We start from the raw sequence: 21,522 nt of genomic DNA on the forward strand, positions 1-21,522 counted from the left end.
GGCCTGAGCCTAGGCCAGCTCTGCTTCAATGGTGATCGGAATGCCGGCGAGCGCCTTCGAGATCGGGCAGTTCTCCTTGGCATCCTGTGCAAACGTTTCGAACTCGGCCTCGGTCAGACCGGGAATCTTCGCGCTGACCAGCAGGTGGCTGCCGATGACGCCGGTTCCGGCCGCAAAGGTGACGGCGGCGGTGGTCTGGATACTCTCGGGGGTATGGCCAGCCGAGCCGAGGGCATTGGCGAGGGCCATAGAGAAGCACGCTGCGTGAGCGGCGCCGAGCAATTCCTCGGGGTTGGTGGTGTTCGATACCCCTTCGGCGCGAGCCTTCCAGTTCACCGAAAATTCCGCGGTATGTGAGGAATCGAGCGTGACAATTCCGGAACCGGTCGGAAGATCGCCGGTCCAGACGGTGGTTGCTTCACTCGTGAGTGTCGTGGGCATGGTGTTACCTCCAGGTGGTTGAATTCCACCCTATCCGTCAGACCTGCCCGGCGAACCTGTCCCGTCTGGGAACTTCCTGAGAGCCAGCCCGACACGACCCCGACCCAGTTTCCCGGCTGGGCCTGGAACACCTTCAGGCGCCTCGAACCCGTGCACCCCGGTTCAGCAAGCCGAATCGTACGAGCAGCAAGTAGATCTGGCAGCCGAGGCAGTAATCGAACACAGCGTTGAGAAAGGCCGCGACGAAGGCTGCCGCCGCGGCGATGCCGACCGCGCCGGGCACTCCGGCCAGCCCGAGAGCCACGCCGACGAGCGCGACCGCGAGGCCGACGCCCTGGGCAAAGGTCGGTGGAGCGGCATCCTCGAGTTCGGCCGGGGGAGCAAGGCGGGGTCGGACGAATTTCTTGAACAGCACGCCATAGGGATGCCGTCCGGCTCCGGCCGCAGCGCCCCACGCGAATAGTCCGGTCAGCGCCGACAGCAGGATCAACGCGGCAACGGATGCCCCGGTCAGCGACAAGAAGACCACGGCGAGCAGCAGCACGGCGGTGATCGCCGCACCGAACCTGGGCCCTCGCGGATCGAGCCGGGGGCGCACCCTGGGTGGCGTCGTGATCGGCGAATCAGCGGTTGACATAGGAACTCCAAAGGGTTGTGGACCGACCCGAACCGGGCTCGAAATTGTCCAGGGCAGCGGCGATGGCAGCGCGGTTCGGCGCACCACCCACTCGTGCGCGCACCCGTCCGGCTCCATCGAGAATCAGGGTCGTCGGTGTTTGCAAAATGGAGTACCGGTTCGCTAAATCCGCGCGATGGGTCAGGTCCACGTCGACGTGCACGACGCCGGGGCGGGAATCCGCCACGGCACCAAGTAGTCGGCGGGTGCCCGGGCAGCGGGCGCACAACTCGGTCGAAAACTGCAACAGGGTCGCCGCAGCGCCGAACGGGGTCGCAGCCGCGACATCCGCTGGCCTGATGATCTGGCCGGAAATCTGGGTGACGCGACCCTGTCTGGCCCGCCAGAACAGGCCGAGCACGGTCGTGCCGGCCAGCAATGCCAACAGTAGGCCGATAGCTTCGAGGGGATTCATGGTTGCAACGCTACGCGGGCGTACTGTGAATCTCGCACTGTGACGAGAGATTACGCCGGCTCACGGTGTGGCCCGACCCCTACCTGCGGTGGATGCGACTAACCTGAACCAGTGTCTGATACCGCCGAACAAGAGCCCCGCCCTGAAATCGAATTTAGATCGGAAATGACCGTCGAACTCGTGCGCGCGAGTGCCCACGACTCCGATGTGCTGTTTGCCGCCCGGGTATCGACCCTGGGAGAGCAGACCCTGGAACAGAGTCAGCTCGAGGGGTCCGAGAGCGAGGCCGACGAGAAGCGTGACCGCGGCCTGATCAATTACCTCATGCGCGACCGCCACGGCTCGCCGTTCGAACACAACTCGATGACGTTTTACGTGCGCGCGCCCATCTTCGTGTTCCGCGAGTTCATGCGGCACCGCATTGCCTCCTACAACGAAGAATCGGGCCGCTACCGGGAGCTCAACCCGGTGTTCTACGTGCCCTCCAACGAGCGCAACCTCGTACAAGTCGGCAAGGCCGGCGCCTATGACTTTCTGCCCGGAACCGCCGAGCAGACCGCGTTGGTGCAGCAGCAAACCCGTGCCGCCGCGATTCACGCCTACGAGGCCTACCAGCGGATGCTCCAAGCCGGCGTCGCGCGCGAGGTCGCCCGCATCGTGCTGCCGCTGAACATCTACTCCTCGATGTATGTCACACTCAACGCTCGTTCGCTGATGAACTTTCTCAGCCTGCGCACCAAGCGGGAGGGGAGTCAGTTCCCGTCCTTCCCGCAGCGTGAGATCGAGATGTGTGCCGAGCAGATGGAAACGCACTTCGAGAAACTGATGCCGCTGACCCATGCATCCTTCAATAAGAACGGTCGCGTTTCGCCGTAGCAGTATTCCGTTGAGAAGTGCCCGGTTCACACGGGCACTTTTTGGGCTCTCGCCGGGCGGAGGGCGTGGAGACGATAGCCTGTAGTTCGTGTCTACCTCTACGAATCCCTTTGGCCAGGTGCTGGTCGCACTGGTCACCCCGTTTACCTTTGATGGCGAAGTGGACTGGGCCGGGGTGGAGAAGCACATCGACGACGTCATCAACGCCGGGGCCGATGGCATCGTCGTCACGGGCACGACCGGTGAGACCAGCACGCTGACCGACCCGGAGAAGATCCGCCTGGTCGAGGTCGGCAAGTCGGTCGCCAACGGCCGCGCCAAGATCATCACCGGCGGTGGCTCAAATGAGACCGCTCACGCCATGCAGCTGGCCCGGCAGAGTGAAAAAGCCGGTGCGGACGGCAATATGATCGTCACGCCGTACTACAACAAGCCAACCCAAGCCGGTATCCTCACCCACTTCCGCATGATCGCGGATGCCACCGATCTGCCCGTCATCCTCTACGACATCCCCGGCCGTACCGGTGTTGCAATCGCCTACGAGACCATCCTGCGCGCGGCCAAGCACCCCAATATTCTGGCTATCAAAGATGCCAAGGGCGACTTCGCCCAGGTCAGCCGGGTGCTCAACCAGACCGACCTCCTGTACTTCTCCGGCGACGACCCCAACGTTCTGGCACACCTGTCGATCGGTGCGACCGGCTTGATCGGCGTGACCGGCAATATCACGGCCACCCCGTACCGGCACATGGTCGACGCCGTCAACCGTGGCGACCTCAAGGTCGCGACCGCCGCCCATCAGCAGCTCGAACCACTCGTGCGCGCCGTGATGACACACGTTCCCGGCACCGTGGCGGTGAAGTACATTTTGCACGGCCTCGGGCGCATCGGCAGCCCGCGGGTGCGCCTGCCCCTGGTCGGCCCGGAGGACTCCGAAGCCGCTCAGATCGAGGACGAACTCTCGCTCGTGCAAGACATCCCCGGCGTGGACTTCTCTAACTTCCGTCCGGACCGCAACGCTGCGGCCGGCGGATCGCTCCCCAAGGTCGCCGGCACCACCCGCTAAAGCGTTGATCGTGCTCGCGGCACTCGTTAACGTTCGCGGCGCCCGTCCGTAGGGGTGCCGCGAACTGCAACGAGTGCCGCGAGCCCGGCAAACCCAGCGCGCGGCGCACCTTGCCACAAAACGCTAAGATCGACCCATCGAGCACGACCACGTAGGTCGGTGCGCGTTGGGAGTGTCGTGAACTTTGCACGCAAATGGGTCTTTCCCATCCTTCGTCTGATCGTCATAGCGGCCATCGCCGTGGCCCTCGTGAAGCTCGCCTTCTACCCAGACGCCGCCGCCGACAGCAACCCGGCCGAGCCCACCGGCGTCATCGTCGAGCCCCAAATTCCGGTGGCCCTCGGCACGATCAGCAACGATGTCACCCTGCCGGGCACGGTCAGCGCCGACCCGGCCGTGGCCATCAAAGCGACCGCCGTCGGAACGGTCGACGAGATCTTCATCTCGGCCGGACAAACCGTGAACAAAGACGACAAGATCTACGACATCCGGGTTGAGACGATCAAAGACCCGGTCGAAACAACGGATGCCGACGGCAACGTGACCATCACCCAGCCGAAACCAGTGGTCACCTTCGCCAAGGTATTCGCGCCGATCACCGGAATTCTCAGCTCGCTCACCGTGATCCCCGGTCAGAGCGTGGCCGTCGGCGACGCCACCGGGCAGGTTGCACCGCCCACCTTCTCGGTGAGCGGCGCTCTCAGCCCCGAGCAGCAGTATCGGCTGCTGACCAAGCCGACGGAAGCATCCGTCGCGATAACGAAGGGGCCGGCACCGTTCACCTGTACCGGCCTGACCATCACCACCCCGCTGGCCGGGGAATCGGCCGGTGGCGACGGCTCGGCGGGCGGCCAGGCGGGCACGAGTGGCACGACCGTGACATGCGCGATTCCGGCCGACGTGACGGTGTTCGCCGGCCTCGCCGCGCAGATCACCATCGCCGCCGGCCTGGCGGAAAACGTGTTGGTCGTGCCGACCACCGCCGTCGAGGGCTCGGCCGAGACCGGTGTCGTCTGGTTTGTGCTGGCCGACGGCGGTACCGAGGAACGCCCGGTCACGCTTGGCATGACCGACGGCACCAACGTGCAGGTCATTGACGGACTCGTCGAGGGCGATGTGATCAATCAATTCGTGCCGGGTGCCCCCGTGGCCCCGGGAGCCGACGGCTGTGATACCCAACCCGATGGCAGCCAAGTCTGCTACATGCCGAGCATCTCCAGCAGAGCGATCTCCCATTGAGTCTTCTACATCTTGAGGGCGTCACCCGCACCGTGCAGCTCATCGATGCGCCGCCGCTGACGATTCTCTCCGGCATCGACCTCGACGTCGACGTGGGCGACCGCGTCTCGATCGTGGGCCGCTCCGGTTCGGGCAAAACCACCCTGCTCAACCTGCTCGGGCTGCTCGACAACCCCACCAGCGGCACCATGCTGTTCGAAGACCGCCCCGTGCAGTCGCTGTCCTCCGGCGCGCGGGATCGGTTGCGCGGCCGAGAGGTCGGCTTCATCTTTCAACAGTTCAACCTGCTGCAGGGACGCACCGCCCTCGAAAACGTCATGACTCCGCTGCTCTACGCGGAGGGCCGCCAGTTCTGGCAGCGCACCCGAATCGCCACCGAGATGCTCGAACGCGTCGGGCTCGGCGACCGGCTCGGCTCACTGCCCGACAAGTTGAGTGGCGGTGAACAGCAGCGGGTGGCGATCGCTCGCTCGCTCGTGCGCGGCCCACGGCTGATTCTCGCCGACGAACCCACCGGCGCTCTGGACCTCGAGACCGGCGAAACGGTGATGGACCTGATCGACGAGGTCGCCACCGAATCCGGCGCAGCCCTCGTCACCATCACGCACGATCCCGCTATCGCCGCCCGAGCCAGCCGACACCTGCGCCTCGACCACGGCGCGCTGCAGGCCACCAGCACGGTGCCGGCATGAAGCGCGCCGTCAGTAATCTGGTAGGCGCGGTGATCGAGGCCTGGCAGGAGGTGCGCATCCACAAGACCCGCGTCATGCTGTCGTTGATCGGCGTCGCCGTCGCCGTCTGCGCCATCACCACCGTGGTCGGGCTTGGCGCGGTCGCCCAACAGGCGACCGTCGAATCGAGCGAACGCTCGGGTGGGCGCGCCGCGAGCCTCTTTCTGTCGGCATCGATGAACGACGGCTCCACCCCGCCGGGAATGCCCGAAATCTGGCGCACAGCGCTTGAACGCTACCAAATCGACTACGCCAGCCGGGTCATGAACGCCAGCCAGACCGTGCAATTCGCCGACGGAGCCGTACCGGTGCAGACCCTCGGCATCGACCCGCCCTACGGCACCATGCACCGCATCACCCTCGAGGAAGGTACCTGGTTCACCGAGGCCGATACGGCCCGGCTTGCACCGGCACTGCTCGTCAACTCCATCTTTTATGACCGTCTCGGTCGGCCGGATCTGCGCACGCACCCGACCACGACCCTGATCGGTGAACGCACCACGACGGCCGTCGTCACCGGCGTCTACCCCTCACTCTCGTGGGAGACCGAACCGGCCATGTACATGCTCGCCGACGCACTCACCGCCATTACGCCCGTCGTTAGCGACCCGAATCTCCAACAATTCGGACCGCCGTCCTACGAGCTGTGGGTGCCCGTTGACGTGTCGGAGCAGCTGGTCACCGCGCTGCAACGCGACGTACAGGGCGCGCTCGGCGCCGACGCCTTCGTGCAGGTGAACCGGCAGGACTTCGCGGCCTTCCAGGACGGCGACCCCTACCTCTCGCTCAAACTCACCGTCGGCGCGATCGCCGGGCTGGTGTTGCTGCTCGGCGCGCTCGGCCTGGTCAATATCGCCCTGGTCACCCTCAAGCAGCGCATCCGGGAGATCGGCATCCGGCGCAGCTTCGGCGCCACGGCCGGGCGGGTGTTCTTCGCCGTGATGATGGAAAGCGTCGTCGCGACCGTCGTCGCCGGAATCATCGGCGTGATCGGCGCCGTCCTCATCGTCAAGAGTCCTTTTGTCGAGGATTTCATCAGCCAGGGCCTGGTCACCGACTTCCCGCCGTTCCCGGTTGAGGCAGCCATCCTCGGCCTGGTCTGCGCCACCGTCGTCGGCGCCCTCGCCGGGCTGATCCCCGCGCTCGTCGCGGTGCGCGTCAAGGTGATCGACGCCATCCGCTATTAGCAGCAAAACGGATGCCGCGGCCAGGCTTTCGCGGACCAGTCACGCGGGCCGTAGGCGTGGGGCCGAGGGAATGTCACCGGTGCTTGGTAGCGTTATTTCATGGCTACGAGCACTAAGTCGACCGGGCGTGCCCGCACCCCCGCAGCGAAGGGCGCTCCGGCGCGCAAACCCGCAACGCGGGGAGCCGGCGGCACGGCCGCGCAGAAGACGGTCAAGTTCACCGCCGTCGAGGTGAAACCAAGCCTCGGAGCCCGCGCCTGGATGGGCCTGGCCCACCTGACCGGCGGCGCAGCGCGTGCCCTCGGCCCCGAAAAACTCTCCAAAGACGAACGCCGTGACGGTCTGCCGTTCTTTCTCGTTCTGCTCGCCATCTCCGGCGCCATCGTCGAATGGTTCCTGATCAATAACTTCGTCGCTCAGCAGCTCGACGCCTACACCTTCGGCGGATTGTTCGGCCGGGTCGCCTTTGCCCTCCCGGTCATCCTTCTACTGTTCTCCGTCTGGCTGTTTCGCAAACCGAGTTCGGTGCACGACAACGGTCGCATCGGCATCGGGCTGAGCCTGCTGCTCGTCACCATCTCCGGGCTCTGCCATATCTTCGGCGTGCAACCCGAGCCGCAGGACGGCATGCCGGCCCTCGCCCTGGCCGGCGGCGTGATCGGCTGGATGATTGCCGCCCCGCTGATCCTGCTCAGCACCTCGATCGGTGCCACCATCGTCGTCATCCTGCTGTTGCTGCTGAGCCTGTTCATCATCACCAAGACGCCGCCGAATCGCATCGGTCAGCGCTCCCGCGAGCTCTACGACTGGCTGTTCGGCGCGCAACTGACCGACGACGAAGAACGCGCGGCCGCCAGCAAGGTCGCCAAATCGGGCAAGACCGTTCAGGTCGAACTCGACGGCGTCGACGAAGACGGCCCGGAGGGCGCGCTGCCCTGGTGGCGCCGCAACAACAGCAAGCGGGAGGAAGACCCCGACTTCGGCAGTGCACTCTCGACCGAAAAACGAGGTGCCGACGCCAAGGCGGCGGACACCGCCGACCCGATGAGCGTGCTGCTCGGCGGCAACCAGTCCCGCGGCGGTTTTGACAGCGCGATCGAACCCGAAGTCACCGACCACACCGCCCCGCCGGAACGCGACCATTACGGCACCGAGGTGCTCGAAGACCTGCGCAAGGCCGAGCTCGCCGTCAAACGGTTCACCGGAGAGGTCGACCTCGGCGCGGGTCCGTCCACCGGCCTGCACTCTGACGACCCGGCCGGCCACACCGAGGTCCTTCCCGGCTTCGACGACGTCTTTCCCGAACTGAGTCAGGCAGTGGATGCCGACGGCGCGACTCTGCCGCCTCTCGCCTCCACAGATCCCCACCCTGCCATTCCGTATCTCGTGCCGGCAGCATCCACTCTCACCGCCGGCCCGCCGGCCAAGGCCCGCTCGGCCGCCAACGACGACGTGGTCAAGTCGATCACCGAAGTACTACGTCAGTTCCAGGTCGACGCGAAGGTCACCGGGTTCTCGCGTGGCCCCACGGTCACCCAGTACGAGATCGAACTCGGCCCGGGTGTCAAGGTCGAGCGGGTGACCGCCCTGAGCAAGAACCTCTCCTACGCGGTCGCCTCGAACGAGGTGCGCATTTTGTCGCCGATTCCCGGCAAGAGCGCCATCGGCATCGAGATTCCCAACACCGACCGTGAAATCGTCACCCTCGGCGACGTTCTGCGCTCGAGTACCGCCACCAACGCCACGCACCCGATGACCATCGGCGTCGGTAAAGACGTCGGCGGTGGCTTCGTCATCGCCAACCTCGCGAAAATGCCCCACCTGCTCGTGGCCGGTTCCACCGGTTCGGGAAAGTCGAGCTTCGTCAACTCCATGATCACAAGCCTGCTGATGCGGGCCAAGCCGAGCGACGTGCGCATGGTGCTGATCGACCCGAAACGGGTCGAGCTCGCTGCCTACGCCGGCGTGCCCCACCTGATCACGCCCATCATCACGAACCCGAAGAAAGCGGCCGAAGCGCTGCAATGGGTCGTGAAAGAGATGGACATGCGTTACGACGACCTCGCCAGCTTTGGCTTTCGCCACATCGACGACTTCAACAAGGCCGTCAATAACGAGGAAATCGTGCTGCCGGTCGGCAGTGAACGCAAGCTCAAGCCGTACCCGTACCTGCTGGTCGTCGTCGATGAGCTGGCCGACCTCATGATGGTCGCCCCGCGCGACGTCGAAGACTCGATCGTGCGTATCACCCAGCTCGCCCGCGCCTCCGGTATCCACCTCGTGCTCGCCACGCAGCGTCCAAGCGTCGACGTCGTCACCGGGCTGATCAAGGCCAACGTGCCCTCCCGGCTCGCCTTCGCCGTGACGAGCGTCACCGACTCCCGAGTCATCCTCGACCAGCCGGGTGCCGATAAGCTCATCGGTCAGGGGGACGCGCTGTTCCTGCCAATGGGCGCGTCCAAGGCCGTGCGCGTGCAGGGCGCCTGGGTGACCGAAGACGAGATCGAAAAAGTCGTCAAGCACGTCACCATGCAGGCCAGGCCCGACTATCGGCCCGATGTCTCCATGGTCGCCCCGCGTAAAGAGATCGACTCCGACATCGGCGACGACCTCGAAGTGCTGCTCGCCGCCGCAGAACTCGTCGTCTCCACCCAGTTTGGGTCCACGTCCATGCTGCAGCGCAAACTGCGGGTCGGCTTCGCCAAGGCCGGCCGCCTGATGGACCTGCTCGAGTCCCGCGAAATCGTCGGCCCCTCCGAGGGCTCCAAGGCCCGCGACGTGCTCGTCAACGCCGAACAGTTGCCGAGCGTGCTCGCCCGCCTGCGCGGCTCCGACGACGAACAGCACGCCCTCAAGGCTCAATCCGACGATTCCCGTGCAGCCGCGGCACCCGACCCGCGCTACGCCGACGACCCGGTGGAGAAAATGTCGCAGGGGTATCCTGAGGTCGACGGCACCGAGGACGACGAGGATGCCTGGAAACTAACGGGCAGGGACTGAACCATGGCATCACCGCAAGCATCCGTCGCCCGCCCGAGCAACTGGAACCTGCCCAACCTGATCACGGTCGTACGCATCCTGCTCGCCCCCGTCTTCATTTGGATGCTGCTGGCCGACAACGGCGCCCACGACGCACTGCGCTGGGCCGCCGCCGTGCTGTTCATCATCGCGATCGCCACCGATGGAATCGACGGCATGATCGCCCGCCGCCACAACCTCGTCACCGACCTCGGCAAGATCCTCGACCCGATCGCCGACAAGATCCTCACCGGCGGCGCCCTGGTCTGCCTCTCCATCCTCGACGAGTTGCCCTGGTGGGTGACCATCGTCATCCTGGTGCGCGAAATCGGCATCACCGTGTTCCGATTCGTCATGCTACGCGACCGGGTCATCCCGGCCAGCCGCGGCGGCAAGCTCAAAACCGTGTCCCAGTCGGTGTCGATCTCGCTCGCGCTGCTGCCGTTCTGGCTCGTTTTCGGCGAGTGGGTGCACTGGCTCAACACGGCTACCATGACCATCACCCTGATCCTCACCGTGGTGTCCGGCCTCGACTACCTGCTCTCGGCCTGGCGCTTGCGCAAGCACGACGATGCCTGACCCGGCCGACTCGATCGACCTCCCCGACGTCAGCCTTCGCGCCCGCACCGCTTCAGGCGATCTGCAAGCGGATGCAACGGCCGATTTGATCGCGCAACTCACCATTCGGCACCTCACCATTGCGGTCGCCGAGTCACTGACCGGCGGGCTGCTCGTGGCCGAACTCGTGCGCATCCCTGGGGCATCCGTTGTGGTGCGCGGGGGAGTCGTCGCCTATGACTCGGACCTCAAACGGAGCCTGCTTCAGGTGGACAGCAGCGTGCTCAACGTTCATGGCCCCGTGCACGCCGACGTCGCCAAGCAGATGGCCGTCGGTGTACGCACACTCCTCGCCGTCAATGATGTGCGCGCCGACGTCGGGGTGTCCACGACGGGCGTGGCCGGACCGGGCCCCGATGGTGGCCACCCGGCCGGAACCGTCTACATCGGGCTCTCCAAAGGCACCGGATCCTGGGCGGTGCCCCTGCAACTCGATGGAGACCGAGCCGAAATTCGCACCGAAACGGTGCGCCAGGCCATCCTTGCTGTGCGTGCGCTGATAGCGCGCGGTGACGCGGAATAGTTCTTGTTACGGGCTGGTTACATCGAAGGAATACATAAGCAAAGTCCAACGTATTTCGGTTAGTGTCAGCTTGTCAGAGGAATGACGTAGTGTAAGCACCAACTGGAACTTCAGTAGTTTGGGCTCGAGTTATTAAGGTATAGAAGGAGGTTCCGATGATTCTTGTTCGTCAGGAAATCGGCGATGTGCTCAGGGACTTCCGCCTGCAAAAGGGGCGTACCCTGCGTCAGGTCGCAAGCAAAGCCAGCGTCGCGCTCGGCTACCTCAGCGAGGTAGAACGTGGACAGAAAGAAGCCTCCTCGGAGATTCTCGCTTCCGTGGCCGATGCGCTGGAAACCCCGATTTCGGTCATCATGCGTGAAGTTGGTGACCGTCTCGCCGTCATCGAGGGAATGGATCAGTTCCCCGACACGGTACCCGACGACCTCGTCACCACGTTCGATTCCGGGCTGATGTCGTTAGACAGCGGCGCGCGCTAGTCGCCCCACCGATTCAAAACAATAAGGCCACCGTCGACACCTTGTGTCGGCGGTGGTTGTCTTTCAGGAGTGTGTGTGTTCAGATTCGGGTGGAGGCAGCGCCGTGCGATTGAGTGAATTTCGCACCGCGCTGAAGGAAGAATTCGGCGACGGTTACGGCCGAGTGCTCACCCGTGACCTCGTGCTCACCCCGCTCGGCGGACGCACTGCCGATCAGGCACTCGCAGCCGGCGTCCCGGCCCGTGACGTGTGGCTGGCACTGTGCGCCGCGGTCGACGTGCCGCGCAGTCGTTGGTATGGCGCTGGCATCCCGGCCCCTCGCCTGTAACAGACTGGACTTCACCTTAGGCCTCTGATTCGACACGCCGTGCACAATATCCGGGAATGCTCGAATACCTGTTCGGCTTTGATAGGCTCCTCAACAGCAGACTTTCTGACAGGTTCTCCACTGTTCGATCGTGCTCCCGGCCAATGTCGGAGGTGCGGCGTACAGTCGAATTTGTCAGAGAAAGTCGGCGATTGCCTTGTCGAAACGGGCATCGGGGTCCTCTCGATGAGCGGGCCGACAGCCTATAGGCGCCACCAGGCACGTCCCGAAGCTCCGTTCAAAGCGAGCGACCGTGCAGAACCCAGGAGATGAAGACCATGGCATCACAAGCGAACCGCGAGAAGGCCCTCGAAACCGCCCTCGCGCAAATCGATCGTCAGTTTGGCAAGGGCTCGGTCATGCGCCTCGGCAGCGACGAGCGTGCCCCCGTTGAAACCATTTCTACTGGGTCGATCGCGCTAGACGTCGCGCTCGGCGTAGGTGGACTGCCGCGTGGCCGCATCGTGGAGATCTACGGTCCGGAATCCTCGGGTAAGACCACGCTCACCCTGCACGCCATCGCGAATGCGCAGAAGAACGGTGGCATCGCCGCGTTCATCGACGCGGAGCACGCCCTCGATCCGGAATACGCCAAGAAGCTCGGCGTCGACATCGATGCCCTGCTGGTCTCGCAGCCCGACACGGGCGAGCAAGCCCTCGAAATTGCTGACATGCTCGTGCGAAGTGGGTCCATCGACCTCATCGTTGTCGACTCGGTTGCTGCCCTCGTGCCGCGTGCTGAGATCGAGGGCGAGATGGGTGATTCCCACGTGGGCCTACAGGCCCGGCTCATGTCGCAGGCGCTCCGCAAGCTCACCGGTGGTTTGAGCCAGACCAACACCACCATGATCTTCATTAACCAGCTGCGCGAAAAGATCGGCGTCTTCTTCGGTAGCCCCGAGACCACGTCGGGCGGTAAGGCACTCAAGTTCTACGCGTCGGTGCGCCTTGACATTCGCCGCATTGAGACCCTCAAAGACGGAACCGAAGCCATCGGTAACCGCACCCGGGTCAAGGTCGTCAAGAACAAGATGGCACCGCCCTTCAAGCAGGCTGAGTTCGACATCATCTATGGCATCGGAATCTCGCGCGAGGGCAGCCTGATCGACTTCGGAGTCGACCAGGGCATCGTTAAGAAGTCCGGTGCCTGGTACACCTACGACGGCGACCAGCTCGGTCAGGGTAAAGAGAACTCGCGCAACTTCCTGCTCAAGCACCCCGAGATGGCCAACGAGATCGAGAGCAAGATTCTGATCAAGCTCGGCATCGGCCCGGAGGGCATCGCGGCCAAGGCCGCCGAGAAGGCCGCAGCGGCGATTGTCGCTGAGGCCGAAGCGAAGGCTAAGGCAGAAGCGGATGCCGCGGCGGTACTCGATGGTGGTCCGGTCGCCATCAAGGTACCGGCAGCGCGCAAGAGCGCCTAACCGAGACCACCGCACGACAACGAAAGGCAGGTCACGGGAATGGTTCACTTCGAACCCAAGAATGACGCAGCACCACAAGCAGACGCCGGCTTGGCTCCCGTGACCTACCTGCCCGGTGCGGCTCCGGGAATGAAGCGCCGCTCGCCGCTGCAGGCAGCGGCCAGCGAACCCGACGCTGAGATCGACGACGTCGACGCTGACGCTGACGCTGACGCCGAAACCGATGCAGACGCCGACGCGCTCGACCAGCGTGAGCGGGCCGAGAAGGTGCTGTTGCACCGGTTGCGTGGCCGTTCCCTGTCCACCGTCGAGGCCCTGCTTGTCTTGAACGGCACCGGGGTAGACTCCGGCGAGGCGAGTGAGGTCATCGAGAAGTTCATTCAGCTGCAGTACCTCGATGAGGCCAAGCTCGCCGATCAGATCATTCACAGCCACAACGTGCGCAAGGGGCTCGGTCGCACCGGTGTTGAGGCTGAAATGCGGCGGCGCAAGCTCGATCCGAGCGTCATGATGGACAAGCTCGAAGAGCTTCCCGACGACGAAGCTGAACGTGCCATCGACCTGGCCACCAAGCGCATGGGTCAGATGGAACGTTTCGACGACCAGACCATCGACCGTCGACTCACCGGTTTTCTCATGCGCAAGGGCTATAGCTCGGCCGCCGTACGATTGGCGGTCAAAGCCGCAATGGACAGCCGCGGTGGCGGCTCGCGTGTGCGCTTCCGCTAATGCTGCCGCCCGTTATTTCTGACCGCGCGTCGCACACGGCTCGCACACCGAATTGCTCGCGTAAACTATACCCACTATGAGTATCGTCGCCCCCGCACTTGCCCGCCGAACCGTGATCACCCCCTCGGTAGCCGCGATCGACGCCTCGGGGCGTGCGCGCACCTATGAGGTGCGCACCTTCGGCTGTCAGATGAACGTGCACGACTCCGAACGCTTGAGCGGCTCTCTCGAAGCCGCCGGCTACGTCTCGGCGAACGGCGGTGAGGCCGACATCGTCGTGATCAACACCTGCGCCGTACGAGAGAACGCCGACAATAAGCTCTATGGCAACCTCGGCTACCTCGCCTCGGTCAAGCGCAAGCATGAGGGCATGCAAATTGCCGTCGGCGGGTGCCTCGCGCAAAAGGATAAGAACACCATCCTCGAGAAGGCGCCCTGGGTGGACGTCGTCTTCGGAACGCACAACATGGGCTCTCTTCCGAGCTTGCTCGAGCGGGCCCGCCATAACGGTGAGGCGCAGCTCGAGATTCTCGAGTCGCTCGAAACCTTCCCGTCCACCCTGCCGACCAAACGTGACTCCAGCTACAGCGGCTGGGTCTCCATTTCGGTTGGCTGCAACAACACCTGCACTTTCTGCATCGTGCCCGCCCTGCGCGGCAAAGAGAAAGACCGCCGTCCGGGCGAGATCCTCGCCGAGATTCAGGCCCTCGTCGAAGACGGCGCCATCGAGGTCACCCTGCTCGGGCAGAACGTCAACTCCTACGGCGTTGAATTCGGCGACCGCCTCGCCTTCGGTAAGCTGCTGCGCGCGGCCGGCAAGATCGACGGGCTGGAGCGCATCCGCTTCACCAGCCCGCATCCAGCCGCGTTCACCGATGATGTCATCGACGCCATGGCGGAGACGCCCTCTGTCATGCCCCAGCTGCACATGCCCCTGCAGTCCGGGTCCGACCGGATCCTCAAGTCAATGCGCCGCTCCTACCGCTCGGCGAAGTTCCTCGGCATCCTCGACCGCGTGCGTGCACAGATGCCACACGCCGCCATCAGCACCGACATCATCGTCGGCTTTCCCGGCGAAACCGAGGAAGACTTTCAAGAGACCCTACGGGTCGTTGAACAGGCTCGCTTTGCCACTGCGTTCACCTTTCAGTACTCGATTCGTCCGGGTACCCCGGCCGCGACGATGGCCGACCAGGTTCCCAAGGCCATCGTGCAAGACCGCTACGAGCGTCTCGCCGCCCTGCAGGAACGTATCTCCCTCGAAGAAAACCAGGCCGTCATCGGTCGCGAGGTTGAACTGCTCGTCGCCAACGGCGGTCGCAAGGACAGCGACACCCACCGCCTGAGTGGGCGCGCCCCCGACAGCCGGCTCGTGCACTTCGACGTACCGGCCGGTTCGCCACGGCCGCGTCCCGGCGACGTGGTTACGGTCGTCGTCACCCAGGCCGCACCGTTCCACCTGATCGCTGACTCGACCACCGACGCGCCCCTGCGCATCCGTTCCACCCGTGCCGGGGATGCCTGGGACCGCCTTGAAGCCGAATCCTGCGGCGTTCCGTCACACGGTGGAGCAGCTGGCGGTACTGGTCCGGTCTCGCTTGGCCTGCCGACCATCGGTCTGCGAGTCGAAAGCGGCTCGAGCACCATCCCCATCTACAACGTGAACGACGACGAGCGTTAGGAACGGTGTCGCCTGAGAAACCGGTGCCAGCCGAACCATTGGGGTCAGCTGCCTTGCCGGTGCTGATCGCGATCGTCGGATCGACCGGCACCGGTAAGTCGGAGTTGTCCCTTGATCTGGCCGAACGGCTGATCGAGCGCGGCCAGCCGGCCGAAATCGTCAACGCCGATGCCATGCAGCTCTATCGCGGCATGGATATCGGCACGGCAAAACTCACCCTCGCGGAACGCCGCGGTATTCCGCACCACCTGCTCGATGTGCTCGAGGTGACCGCCGAGGCCACCGTGAGCAATTACCAAACGGATGCCCGTGCAGCGATCACCGAGATCATCGCGCGTGGCGCCGTGCCGATCCTGGTCGGCGGCTCGGGATTGTATGTCTCCTCGGTCGTGTTCGACTTTCGGTTTCCCGGCACTGATCCGGAGCTGCGCGCCCGGCTCGAAGCTGAGTTGATCGACATTGGACCCGGCCTGATGTACGCCCGGCTGCAGGCCGTCGACCCGCAGGCTGCACAGAGCATCGGCCCGAGCAACGGCCGGCGCTTGGTGCGGGCGCTAGAAATCGTTGAGCTGACCGGTGCCCCGCACCTGGCCGCCCTGCCGGACGAGCCAGTTTACTGGCGCGCCAGCGTCTTGCTTGGCCTCCGCACCGCGCGCGAACAACTGACCCCTCGGCTCGACGCCCGAGTAGAGCGGATGTGGGCGGCCGGCATCGTCGACGAAGCACGCGGGCTGCTCGCGGGCGGCATCGAAGACGGCGTGACGGCGAGCCGTGCGATCGGCTACGCCCAGGCCCTCGGTCAGGTGCACGGAACGCTCGGCCAGGCCGAGGCGATCGAGGCAACCCAACAACTCACTCGGCGCTATGCCCGCCGCCAGGTGAGCTGGTTCAAGCGCTACGCCCACACCCACTGGATCGAATCCGACGCGGCCGACCGGGTCGATGACGCGCTCGCGCACGTCGACCGCGCCGTGGCCGCAGAGTACGCAGCGACCGCCCCGTAAACTGGCAGCATGGGCATCACTCTGAACTTCACCAAGGGCCACGGCACGGGGAACGACTTCGTGCTGTTCGCTGATCCAGACGGAAAACTGGAACTGACCCCGGCACAGATTCGTGCCGTGTGCGACCGCAAGTTCGGAGTCGGTGCCGACGGCATTATCCGTGCCGTGCGCAGCCAGAACCTGCCCGACGGTGCTGCCGCCCTCGCCGAAGACGACGCGGCCGAGTGGTTCATGGACTACTGGAATGCCGACGGCACCGTCTCGGAAATGTGCGGAAACGGCATCCGCGTCTACGCCAAATTCCTGATCGAAAACAACCTTGCCGAGCTGTTACCCGGTGACACCCTCATTATCGGCACCCGCGGCGGCGTGCGCGACGTGCAGCGCAACGCCTCCGGTTTTCAGGTCGACCTCGGTCGGTGGAAGCTTGACGGCACCGAGCCGCTCGTGCGCACCAAGAACCTGCCCGTGGCCCGTCCGGGCCTCGGCATCAACGTCGGCAACCCGCACACGGTCGTCGCACTCGCCGACGACGACGAGCTGGATGCCGCTGACCTCACCTTCATTCCGCAGCTCGACCCCGAACCAGTCGGCGGCGTCAACATCGAATTTGTGGTGCCGAACGACCCGCTCGTCGTCAACGGCGTTGGGCGGTTCCGCATGCGCGTGCACGAGCGTGGCAGCGGGGAGACACTGTCGTGCGGCACCGGAGCGGTCGCGGCGGCCCTGGCTACCCGGCACTGGGCCGGGAAAGCGGCACCGCATCAGTGGCGGGTCGAGGTTCCCGGCGGCGTGCTCGGGGTACGGATGTTCCCGGCCGAGGATGGCGAGCACGTGTCGCTGTCCGGGCCGGCGGAGCTGGTGTTCGACGGGGTTCTGAACCTAGGCTGACGCCGGTTTCTGGAGGTGGGGCCGGGCCGGCGGGTCATCCGCTCCTCGCTCAAACATTCGGACCTTCTGGGAGGTCTCCGCGAAAAGCGTGCGGAAACCTCCCAAAAGACCCGAAAACTCGCAACCCCGCGGAAACCCCCGCCGCCCCGGCCGGTTGACCGGAATTTGGGGACTAAGAGCGGTGCACCTGGAGTACTCGGAAGCCCTTGCTGATGGCCTCGCGGGTGGTCTCAAAGGTGTCGGGGAGTTCGGCAGCGAGCCAACGCTGGAGTGAGTCAGAGCCGAGGTTTCGCTGGATGACGAGCCAGGCATCCGCTTCGGATTCGAGGCGGGGCAGCCAGGTCTGCATGAGGCCGTGCAGCTCGTCCTTGCCGACGCGGATGGGCGGATTCGACCAAATGGTGCGAAAGCTGATGTCTGCGGGCACGTCGGCGGCGAGCACGGCCTTGACGTTGGTCAGGCCGAGGGTCGCGGCGTTGGTGCGCACGAGGTCGAGTGCGCGCTCGTTCACGTCCACGGCCCACACGGTGGACTCGGGGGAGGCCAGGGCGAGATGCAGCGCGATCGGACCCCAGCCGCAGCCGAGGTCGAGAAAATGACCGGTCAGGGGCGGCTCGGGGGCGTATTTCAGCAGTACCTCGGTGCCGGTGTCGATGTGGGCGGGGCTGAACACCGAGTTGGCGGTCGTGAGTTCATGATCCTGCCCGTGCAACTGCACTGTGATCTGTCGGGTTTTCAGTACGGTGCCGGGCGCCGGAGAAAAATAGTGGTCGGACGACATAGGAGGAACCTTTCAACTTCGTTGAACTAAGGTTAATGGGATGAATGATCCAACGGCGCCCCGCGGCAACGACGCAGTAGAAAACGAGCCCGTAGAACCGGCACTTGACGCCGATGATGTCGTGGCGCGCGTGTTGGCCAGCGCCGACAGTAAGGCTGCCGGCTATTCCCTGTTCCGTAGCGGATCGGCTCAGGCCCTGCAAACGCAGGCCTCCGGTGAATATGACGGCAGCGACCACGACGGTGACCAGTCCGAACGAGCCGACCGCAACGCCCTGCGTCGCGTCGGCGGCCTCTCCACCGAGCTTGAAGACGTCACCGAGGTGGAATACCGCCAGCTGCGCCTCGAAAACGTGGTCCTGGTGGGCGTCTACACGCACGGCACCGTCGACGACGCCGAAAACTCTATGCGGGAACTGGCCGCCCTGGCCGAGACCGCCGGCGCAACCGTGCTCGACGGTTTGCTACAGCGTCGGGCCACCCCCGACCCCAGCACCTACCTGGGCAAGGGCAAGGCCCAGGAAGTCGCCGACATCGTCAAGGCGCTCGGCGCCGACACCGTCATCGCCGACACCGAACTCGCTCCCAGCCAGCGGCGTGCCCTCGAAGACGTGGTCAAGGTCAAGGTCATCGACCGCACCGCCGTGATCCTTGATATTTTCAGCCAGCACGCCAAAAGCCGGGAGGGTAAAGCGCAGGTCGAACTGGCTCAGATGGCCTACATGCTGCCGCGCCTGCGTGGCTGGGGTGACTCGATGTCTCGCCAGGCCGGTGGCCAGGTCGGTGGCACCGGGGCCGGCATGGGCTCGCGTGGTCCCGGTGAGACCAAGATCGAACTCGACCGTCGCCGCATTCACACCCGGATGTCCAAGCTGCGCAAGCAGATGGTTGAGATGAAACCCGCTCGCGAGGCCAAACGCGCCAACCGCAAGCGCAACTCCGTTCCCTCGGTCGCAATCGTCGGTTACACGAACGCTGGCAAGTCCAGCTTGCTGAACCGCATCACCAAGGCCGGAGTGCTCGTGGAGAACTCCCTCTTCGCGACCCTCGATGCCACCGTGCGAAAGTCGACGACCGCCGACGGCCGCCTGTACACCCTCACCGACACGGTCGGCTTCGTGCGCAACCTGCCGCACCAACTGGTTGAGGCGTTTCGTTCGACCCTGGAAGAAGTTGCCGATGCCGACGTCATCGTGCACGTGGTGGACGGCTCCCACCCCGACCCGGTCGCGCAACTGGCGACCGTGCGCGATGTTATCTCCGAGGTCGGCGCCCGCGACATACCCGAACTGGTCGTCTTCAATAAGAGCGACCTGATCAGCGACGATGACCGGCTTGTGCTGCGCGGCCTCGAGCCGAAGGCGACGTTCGTCTCGGCCCGAACCGGTGAGGGTATCGAAACCGTGCTTACCGCGGTGGCGCTGTTGCTGCCGACGCCGCAGATCGAACTCGACCTGCTCATTCCCTACGATCGAGGCGACCTCATCGCCGTGCTGCACGATCAGGGCCGCATCGAGGCGACCGAGTACGTGGAAGCCGGTACTCACGTGACGGCGTTCGTCACCCCCGAGATCGAGCCCCAGTTCGCCCCGTTCGTGATTCTGTCCGCGCTCTCCGCGTAGCTTTTCGCTTCAAGTAGGGTGGACGCACGAGGAAACGATCTATTCCGCGGTTCCTTGTCTTCCTCGTCGTAGTAGTTGCATCGAGTTCCGCTCTCATGCTCGTCGTTCCGGCCAGTCTTGTTGCGCGTAGCCGTCGGGGTCGAGGGTTCGGCTGAGGCGTTTCCAGTGGCGGCCGGGCCCGCGAGCGGGGCGTCACCCTGACCGATACGTCCTGCGGTTAGTGGGCCGTGTCAAATCGGTCAGATGCTCAACCGACGCAGCCGGGTGAGCCGACGGAGACCGTCGTTGGGTGAAAGACTTCGTGCCGGGTTGACGGCGCTTTCGAGGCGGTTGCGCACCGACGCCACGATTAGATGCATCCCGATCGCGACCAAGCCGTCTTCGCCCGATCCGACCGGGTGCGGGGCGATGTGGATGTGCCGGCCGACGACGTTGACCGAAATTCGGCGCCGACGGGATCCAGCCCCTACCGTGACCGCACCCTTTAGCCGGTACACCCCATCGGGCGGGTGCTCAAGAAGATCCACCAGCCGACCGGCGTCCACCGGCGCAAGGGCCGTCACCGTCACGGCGTCGGCATGCGGGTGGGGGTGTAGGTCACGAACCGGGCCAGAGCCGAGCAGCGCGGCGAACGATAGCTCGCCATCTGGAGCCGGTTCGAGCGCCGCGTCGAACACTAGCGCGGGGTCGAGGCGCCCCTGGGCCGTGCTGATAATGCAAGCCCAGGGATTGCGCTGCCGAATCCGATTAACGATGCGCGCCACCGCAGCTTCTCGTTCCGGCGGCGGGATACGGTCGGTCTTGTTGATCACAATGAGAGATGCCGCGGAATACCGCGCCAGCGCCAGGACACCGGTGTCGATGGTCTTGAAGTGTTCTACGGCGTCTACGATATCCACTAGCCCGCCGGACAGTACGTTGGCAACTCCGCTGTAGCGGATGAGGCGGGCAAGAGCGGACGGCTCGGCCACGCCACTGGCCTCGACGATCACGGCGTCCAGTCGCAGCCGTGGCTGGGTGAGCGCGTCGAGGGCGGCATCAAGGCCGCCCGCGTCGGGCAGGCAGCACACGCATCCGCCACAGATGCCCGCCACCTCATCGATTTGGCCGATCGCCAAGCCAGCGTCGACGTTGAGGACGCCAAAGTCGTTGATGACGACGCCCAGACGCGCGTCCGGGGCGCGCAGTAAGTGATTGAGCACCGTGGTTTTGCCGGCGCCGAGGTGGCCCGTCAGAGCGATCACCGGAACTTGCCGCACAGCGGATGCCTCTCCTTCATTCGGTCGCGCCGCTGGCGGTCCAGCCGGCCCTGCCTACCGCTTATTAGGATGGGCCTGGATGGGTTTGCCGACGCCGAGGACGGCGTCTTGCAGCAGGAGGGGTACGTCGTTGGCTGGCATTTCGCCGGGCAACGGTCCGCCGCCGCGAATCCACCCGAGGAGCGCGTCCAGGATTGCGGGCCGGTCCACGCCACCCAACCATACGGATGGTCCGGTCGTGCCGGTGACTCCATCGCGGCGGGCAACAGCGGCGACTGCCCCATTGGCGCAGGCGCCCAAGCAGGGTGCGGACACGAGCACGGCGCCGCGACCGCTCACGATCGTGGTGCGCACTCTGTCGGTGCCGGTCTGGTCATCGGCCAGCCGGTGCAGAGCCTCGCAGCGGTGTCCGGTGCAGAGAGCGACGAGTGGGCCGCTCGCGCCGGGAACGATCGAGGTGTGAGTGTGGGGGCTGGTCATAGTTGTCTCCCTTGCG

Annotated in this window: 22 protein-coding genes; 16 read left to right on the forward strand and 6 right to left on the reverse strand. The window is 64.9% G+C overall.

The window, feature by feature from the left end; translation table 11 throughout:
* Nucleotides 1-9: 9 nt before the first annotated feature.
* The 3 genes from E3T41_RS03055 to E3T41_RS03065 form a co-directional block, all read right to left on the reverse strand.
* Nucleotides 10-441 (reverse strand): OsmC family peroxiredoxin, encoded by a 432-nt coding sequence (locus E3T41_RS03055; protein WP_092449915.1) that lies wholly within the window; start codon nucleotides 439-441, stop codon nucleotides 10-12.
* A gap of 133 nt (nucleotides 442-574) precedes the next feature.
* Entirely contained in the window at nucleotides 575-1,078 is a 504-nt protein-coding gene (locus tag E3T41_RS03060) for a DUF4395 domain-containing protein (RefSeq protein ID WP_092449913.1), read from the reverse strand.
* Nucleotides 1,065-1,532, reverse strand: coding sequence for a thioredoxin family protein (locus E3T41_RS03065; RefSeq protein WP_134477294.1), 468 nt, complete (start codon nucleotides 1,530-1,532; stop codon nucleotides 1,065-1,067). Before E3T41_RS03065 ends, E3T41_RS03060 begins: the two co-directional genes overlap by 14 nt.
* Nucleotides 1,533-1,697: 165 nt before the next feature.
* Between E3T41_RS03065 and thyX the strand changes: the two genes are divergently transcribed.
* From thyX to dapF, 15 genes are all read left to right on the forward strand, one after another.
* The gene (gene thyX / locus E3T41_RS03070; RefSeq protein WP_134477296.1) at nucleotides 1,698-2,408 is read left to right on the forward strand and encodes an FAD-dependent thymidylate synthase; all 711 of its coding nucleotides are present in this window, start codon (nucleotides 1,698-1,700) and stop codon (nucleotides 2,406-2,408) included.
* A gap of 88 nt (nucleotides 2,409-2,496) precedes the next feature.
* A complete protein-coding gene (gene dapA / locus E3T41_RS03075; protein WP_092449909.1) occupies nucleotides 2,497-3,474 on the forward strand; it encodes a 4-hydroxy-tetrahydrodipicolinate synthase in 978 nt (325 codons plus the stop codon).
* A gap of 177 nt (nucleotides 3,475-3,651) precedes the next feature.
* Nucleotides 3,652-4,713, forward strand: coding sequence for an efflux RND transporter periplasmic adaptor subunit (locus tag E3T41_RS03080; protein WP_174775273.1), 1,062 nt, complete (start codon nucleotides 3,652-3,654; stop codon nucleotides 4,711-4,713).
* Nucleotides 4,710-5,405 (forward strand): ABC transporter ATP-binding protein, encoded by a 696-nt coding sequence (locus E3T41_RS03085; protein WP_092449907.1) that lies wholly within the window; start codon nucleotides 4,710-4,712, stop codon nucleotides 5,403-5,405. The genes E3T41_RS03080 and E3T41_RS03085 overlap by 4 nt, the downstream gene beginning before the upstream one ends.
* A complete protein-coding gene (locus E3T41_RS03090) occupies nucleotides 5,402-6,631 on the forward strand; it encodes an ABC transporter permease (protein ID WP_134477298.1) in 1,230 nt (409 codons plus the stop codon). Before E3T41_RS03085 ends, E3T41_RS03090 begins: the two co-directional genes overlap by 4 nt.
* A 99-nt stretch (nucleotides 6,632-6,730) precedes the next feature.
* Nucleotides 6,731-9,631 carry a DNA translocase FtsK gene (locus tag E3T41_RS03095; RefSeq protein WP_092449903.1) on the forward strand — a complete coding sequence of 967 codons (2,901 nt, stop codon included), beginning with the start codon at nucleotides 6,731-6,733 and terminating at the stop codon, nucleotides 9,629-9,631.
* A 3-nt stretch (nucleotides 9,632-9,634) separates the two neighbouring features.
* Nucleotides 9,635-10,228 carry a CDP-diacylglycerol--glycerol-3-phosphate 3-phosphatidyltransferase gene (gene pgsA / locus E3T41_RS03100; protein ID WP_092449901.1) on the forward strand — a complete coding sequence of 198 codons (594 nt, stop codon included), beginning with the start codon at nucleotides 9,635-9,637 and terminating at the stop codon, nucleotides 10,226-10,228.
* Entirely contained in the window at nucleotides 10,221-10,790 is a 570-nt protein-coding gene (locus E3T41_RS03105; protein WP_134477300.1) for a CinA family protein, read from the forward strand. The genes pgsA and E3T41_RS03105 overlap by 8 nt, the downstream gene beginning before the upstream one ends.
* Before the next feature lie 155 nt (nucleotides 10,791-10,945).
* On the forward strand, nucleotides 10,946-11,269 hold the full coding sequence (locus E3T41_RS03110; RefSeq protein ID WP_092449897.1) for a helix-turn-helix domain-containing protein: 324 nt from the start codon (nucleotides 10,946-10,948) through the stop codon (nucleotides 11,267-11,269).
* A 103-nt stretch (nucleotides 11,270-11,372) separates the two neighbouring features.
* On the forward strand, nucleotides 11,373-11,597 hold the full coding sequence (locus E3T41_RS03115; RefSeq protein WP_092449895.1) for a DUF3046 domain-containing protein: 225 nt from the start codon (nucleotides 11,373-11,375) through the stop codon (nucleotides 11,595-11,597).
* Between the two features lie 317 nt (nucleotides 11,598-11,914).
* Nucleotides 11,915-13,060 carry a recombinase RecA gene (recA, locus tag E3T41_RS03120; RefSeq protein WP_092450132.1) on the forward strand — a complete coding sequence of 382 codons (1,146 nt, stop codon included), beginning with the start codon at nucleotides 11,915-11,917 and terminating at the stop codon, nucleotides 13,058-13,060.
* A gap of 39 nt (nucleotides 13,061-13,099) precedes the next feature.
* The gene (locus E3T41_RS03125; protein WP_241991010.1) at nucleotides 13,100-13,789 is read left to right on the forward strand and encodes a regulatory protein RecX; all 690 of its coding nucleotides are present in this window, start codon (nucleotides 13,100-13,102) and stop codon (nucleotides 13,787-13,789) included.
* Nucleotides 13,790-13,865: 76 nt separating this feature from the next.
* On the forward strand, nucleotides 13,866-15,470 hold the full coding sequence (gene miaB, locus E3T41_RS03130; protein WP_134477302.1) for a tRNA (N6-isopentenyl adenosine(37)-C2)-methylthiotransferase MiaB: 1,605 nt from the start codon (nucleotides 13,866-13,868) through the stop codon (nucleotides 15,468-15,470).
* Nucleotides 15,471-15,475: 5 nt separating this feature from the next.
* Nucleotides 15,476-16,474 (forward strand): tRNA (adenosine(37)-N6)-dimethylallyltransferase MiaA, encoded by a 999-nt coding sequence (gene miaA, locus E3T41_RS03135; RefSeq protein ID WP_370256964.1) that lies wholly within the window; start codon nucleotides 15,476-15,478, stop codon nucleotides 16,472-16,474.
* Nucleotides 16,475-16,483: 9 nt separating this feature from the next.
* Nucleotides 16,484-17,365 (forward strand): diaminopimelate epimerase, encoded by an 882-nt coding sequence (gene dapF / locus E3T41_RS03140; protein ID WP_134477304.1) that lies wholly within the window; start codon nucleotides 16,484-16,486, stop codon nucleotides 17,363-17,365.
* 172 nt (nucleotides 17,366-17,537) lie between these two features.
* On the opposite strand, the gene E3T41_RS03145 is transcribed toward dapF, so the two are convergent.
* Entirely contained in the window at nucleotides 17,538-18,146 is a 609-nt protein-coding gene (locus E3T41_RS03145) for a class I SAM-dependent methyltransferase (protein WP_104132427.1), read from the reverse strand.
* Nucleotides 18,147-18,186: 40 nt separating this feature from the next.
* Here E3T41_RS03145 and hflX point away from each other — a divergent pair, with 40 nt between their 5' ends.
* Nucleotides 18,187-19,767, forward strand: a complete 1,581-nt coding sequence (gene hflX / locus E3T41_RS03150; protein WP_104132428.1) for a GTPase HflX — start codon at nucleotides 18,187-18,189, stop codon at nucleotides 19,765-19,767.
* A gap of 239 nt (nucleotides 19,768-20,006) precedes the next feature.
* Here the strand turns inward: hflX and E3T41_RS03155 are convergent, their stop codons facing one another.
* Nucleotides 20,007-21,026 (reverse strand): GTP-binding protein, encoded by a 1,020-nt coding sequence (locus E3T41_RS03155; RefSeq protein ID WP_134477306.1) that lies wholly within the window; start codon nucleotides 21,024-21,026, stop codon nucleotides 20,007-20,009.
* A gap of 54 nt (nucleotides 21,027-21,080) precedes the next feature.
* Nucleotides 21,081-21,506: a (2Fe-2S) ferredoxin domain-containing protein gene (locus E3T41_RS03160; RefSeq protein ID WP_104132430.1), complete on the reverse strand. Its 426-nt coding sequence runs from the start codon at nucleotides 21,504-21,506 to the stop codon at nucleotides 21,081-21,083.
* Nucleotides 21,507-21,522: the final 16 nt, after the last annotated feature.

This window comes from Cryobacterium sp. Hh38, from assembly GCF_004403235.1.
In the GTDB taxonomy this organism is placed as follows: domain Bacteria; phylum Actinomycetota; class Actinomycetes; order Actinomycetales; family Microbacteriaceae; genus Cryobacterium; species Cryobacterium levicorallinum.

Excerpts from the sequence above, each read along its gene's own strand:
- E3T41_RS03055 (WP_092449915.1), bottom strand. The coding sequence starts at position 441 with ATGCCCACGACACTCACGAGTGAAGCAACCACCGTCTGGACCGGCGAT.
- E3T41_RS03060 (WP_092449913.1), bottom strand. The coding sequence starts at position 1,078 with ATGTCAACCGCTGATTCGCCGATCACGACGCCACCCAGGGTGCGCCCC.
- E3T41_RS03065 (WP_134477294.1), bottom strand. The coding sequence starts at position 1,532 with ATGAATCCCCTCGAAGCTATCGGCCTACTGTTGGCATTGCTGGCCGGC.
- thyX (WP_134477296.1), top strand. The coding sequence starts at position 1,698 with ATGACCGTCGAACTCGTGCGCGCGAGTGCCCACGACTCCGATGTGCTG.
- E3T41_RS03090 (WP_134477298.1), top strand. The coding sequence starts at position 5,402 with ATGAAGCGCGCCGTCAGTAATCTGGTAGGCGCGGTGATCGAGGCCTGG.
- E3T41_RS03095 (WP_092449903.1), top strand. The coding sequence starts at position 6,731 with ATGGCTACGAGCACTAAGTCGACCGGGCGTGCCCGCACCCCCGCAGCG.
- pgsA (WP_092449901.1), top strand. The coding sequence starts at position 9,635 with ATGGCATCACCGCAAGCATCCGTCGCCCGCCCGAGCAACTGGAACCTG.
- E3T41_RS03105 (WP_134477300.1), top strand. The coding sequence starts at position 10,221 with ATGCCTGACCCGGCCGACTCGATCGACCTCCCCGACGTCAGCCTTCGC.
- E3T41_RS03110 (WP_092449897.1), top strand. The coding sequence starts at position 10,946 with ATGATTCTTGTTCGTCAGGAAATCGGCGATGTGCTCAGGGACTTCCGC.
- recA (WP_092450132.1), top strand. The coding sequence starts at position 11,915 with ATGGCATCACAAGCGAACCGCGAGAAGGCCCTCGAAACCGCCCTCGCG.
- E3T41_RS03125 (WP_241991010.1), top strand. The coding sequence starts at position 13,100 with ATGGTTCACTTCGAACCCAAGAATGACGCAGCACCACAAGCAGACGCC.
- miaB (WP_134477302.1), top strand. The coding sequence starts at position 13,866 with ATGAGTATCGTCGCCCCCGCACTTGCCCGCCGAACCGTGATCACCCCC.
- dapF (WP_134477304.1), top strand. The coding sequence starts at position 16,484 with ATGGGCATCACTCTGAACTTCACCAAGGGCCACGGCACGGGGAACGAC.
- E3T41_RS03145 (WP_104132427.1), bottom strand. The coding sequence starts at position 18,146 with ATGTCGTCCGACCACTATTTTTCTCCGGCGCCCGGCACCGTACTGAAA.
- hflX (WP_104132428.1), top strand. The coding sequence starts at position 18,187 with ATGAATGATCCAACGGCGCCCCGCGGCAACGACGCAGTAGAAAACGAG.
- E3T41_RS03160 (WP_104132430.1), bottom strand. The coding sequence starts at position 21,506 with ATGACCAGCCCCCACACTCACACCTCGATCGTTCCCGGCGCGAGCGGC.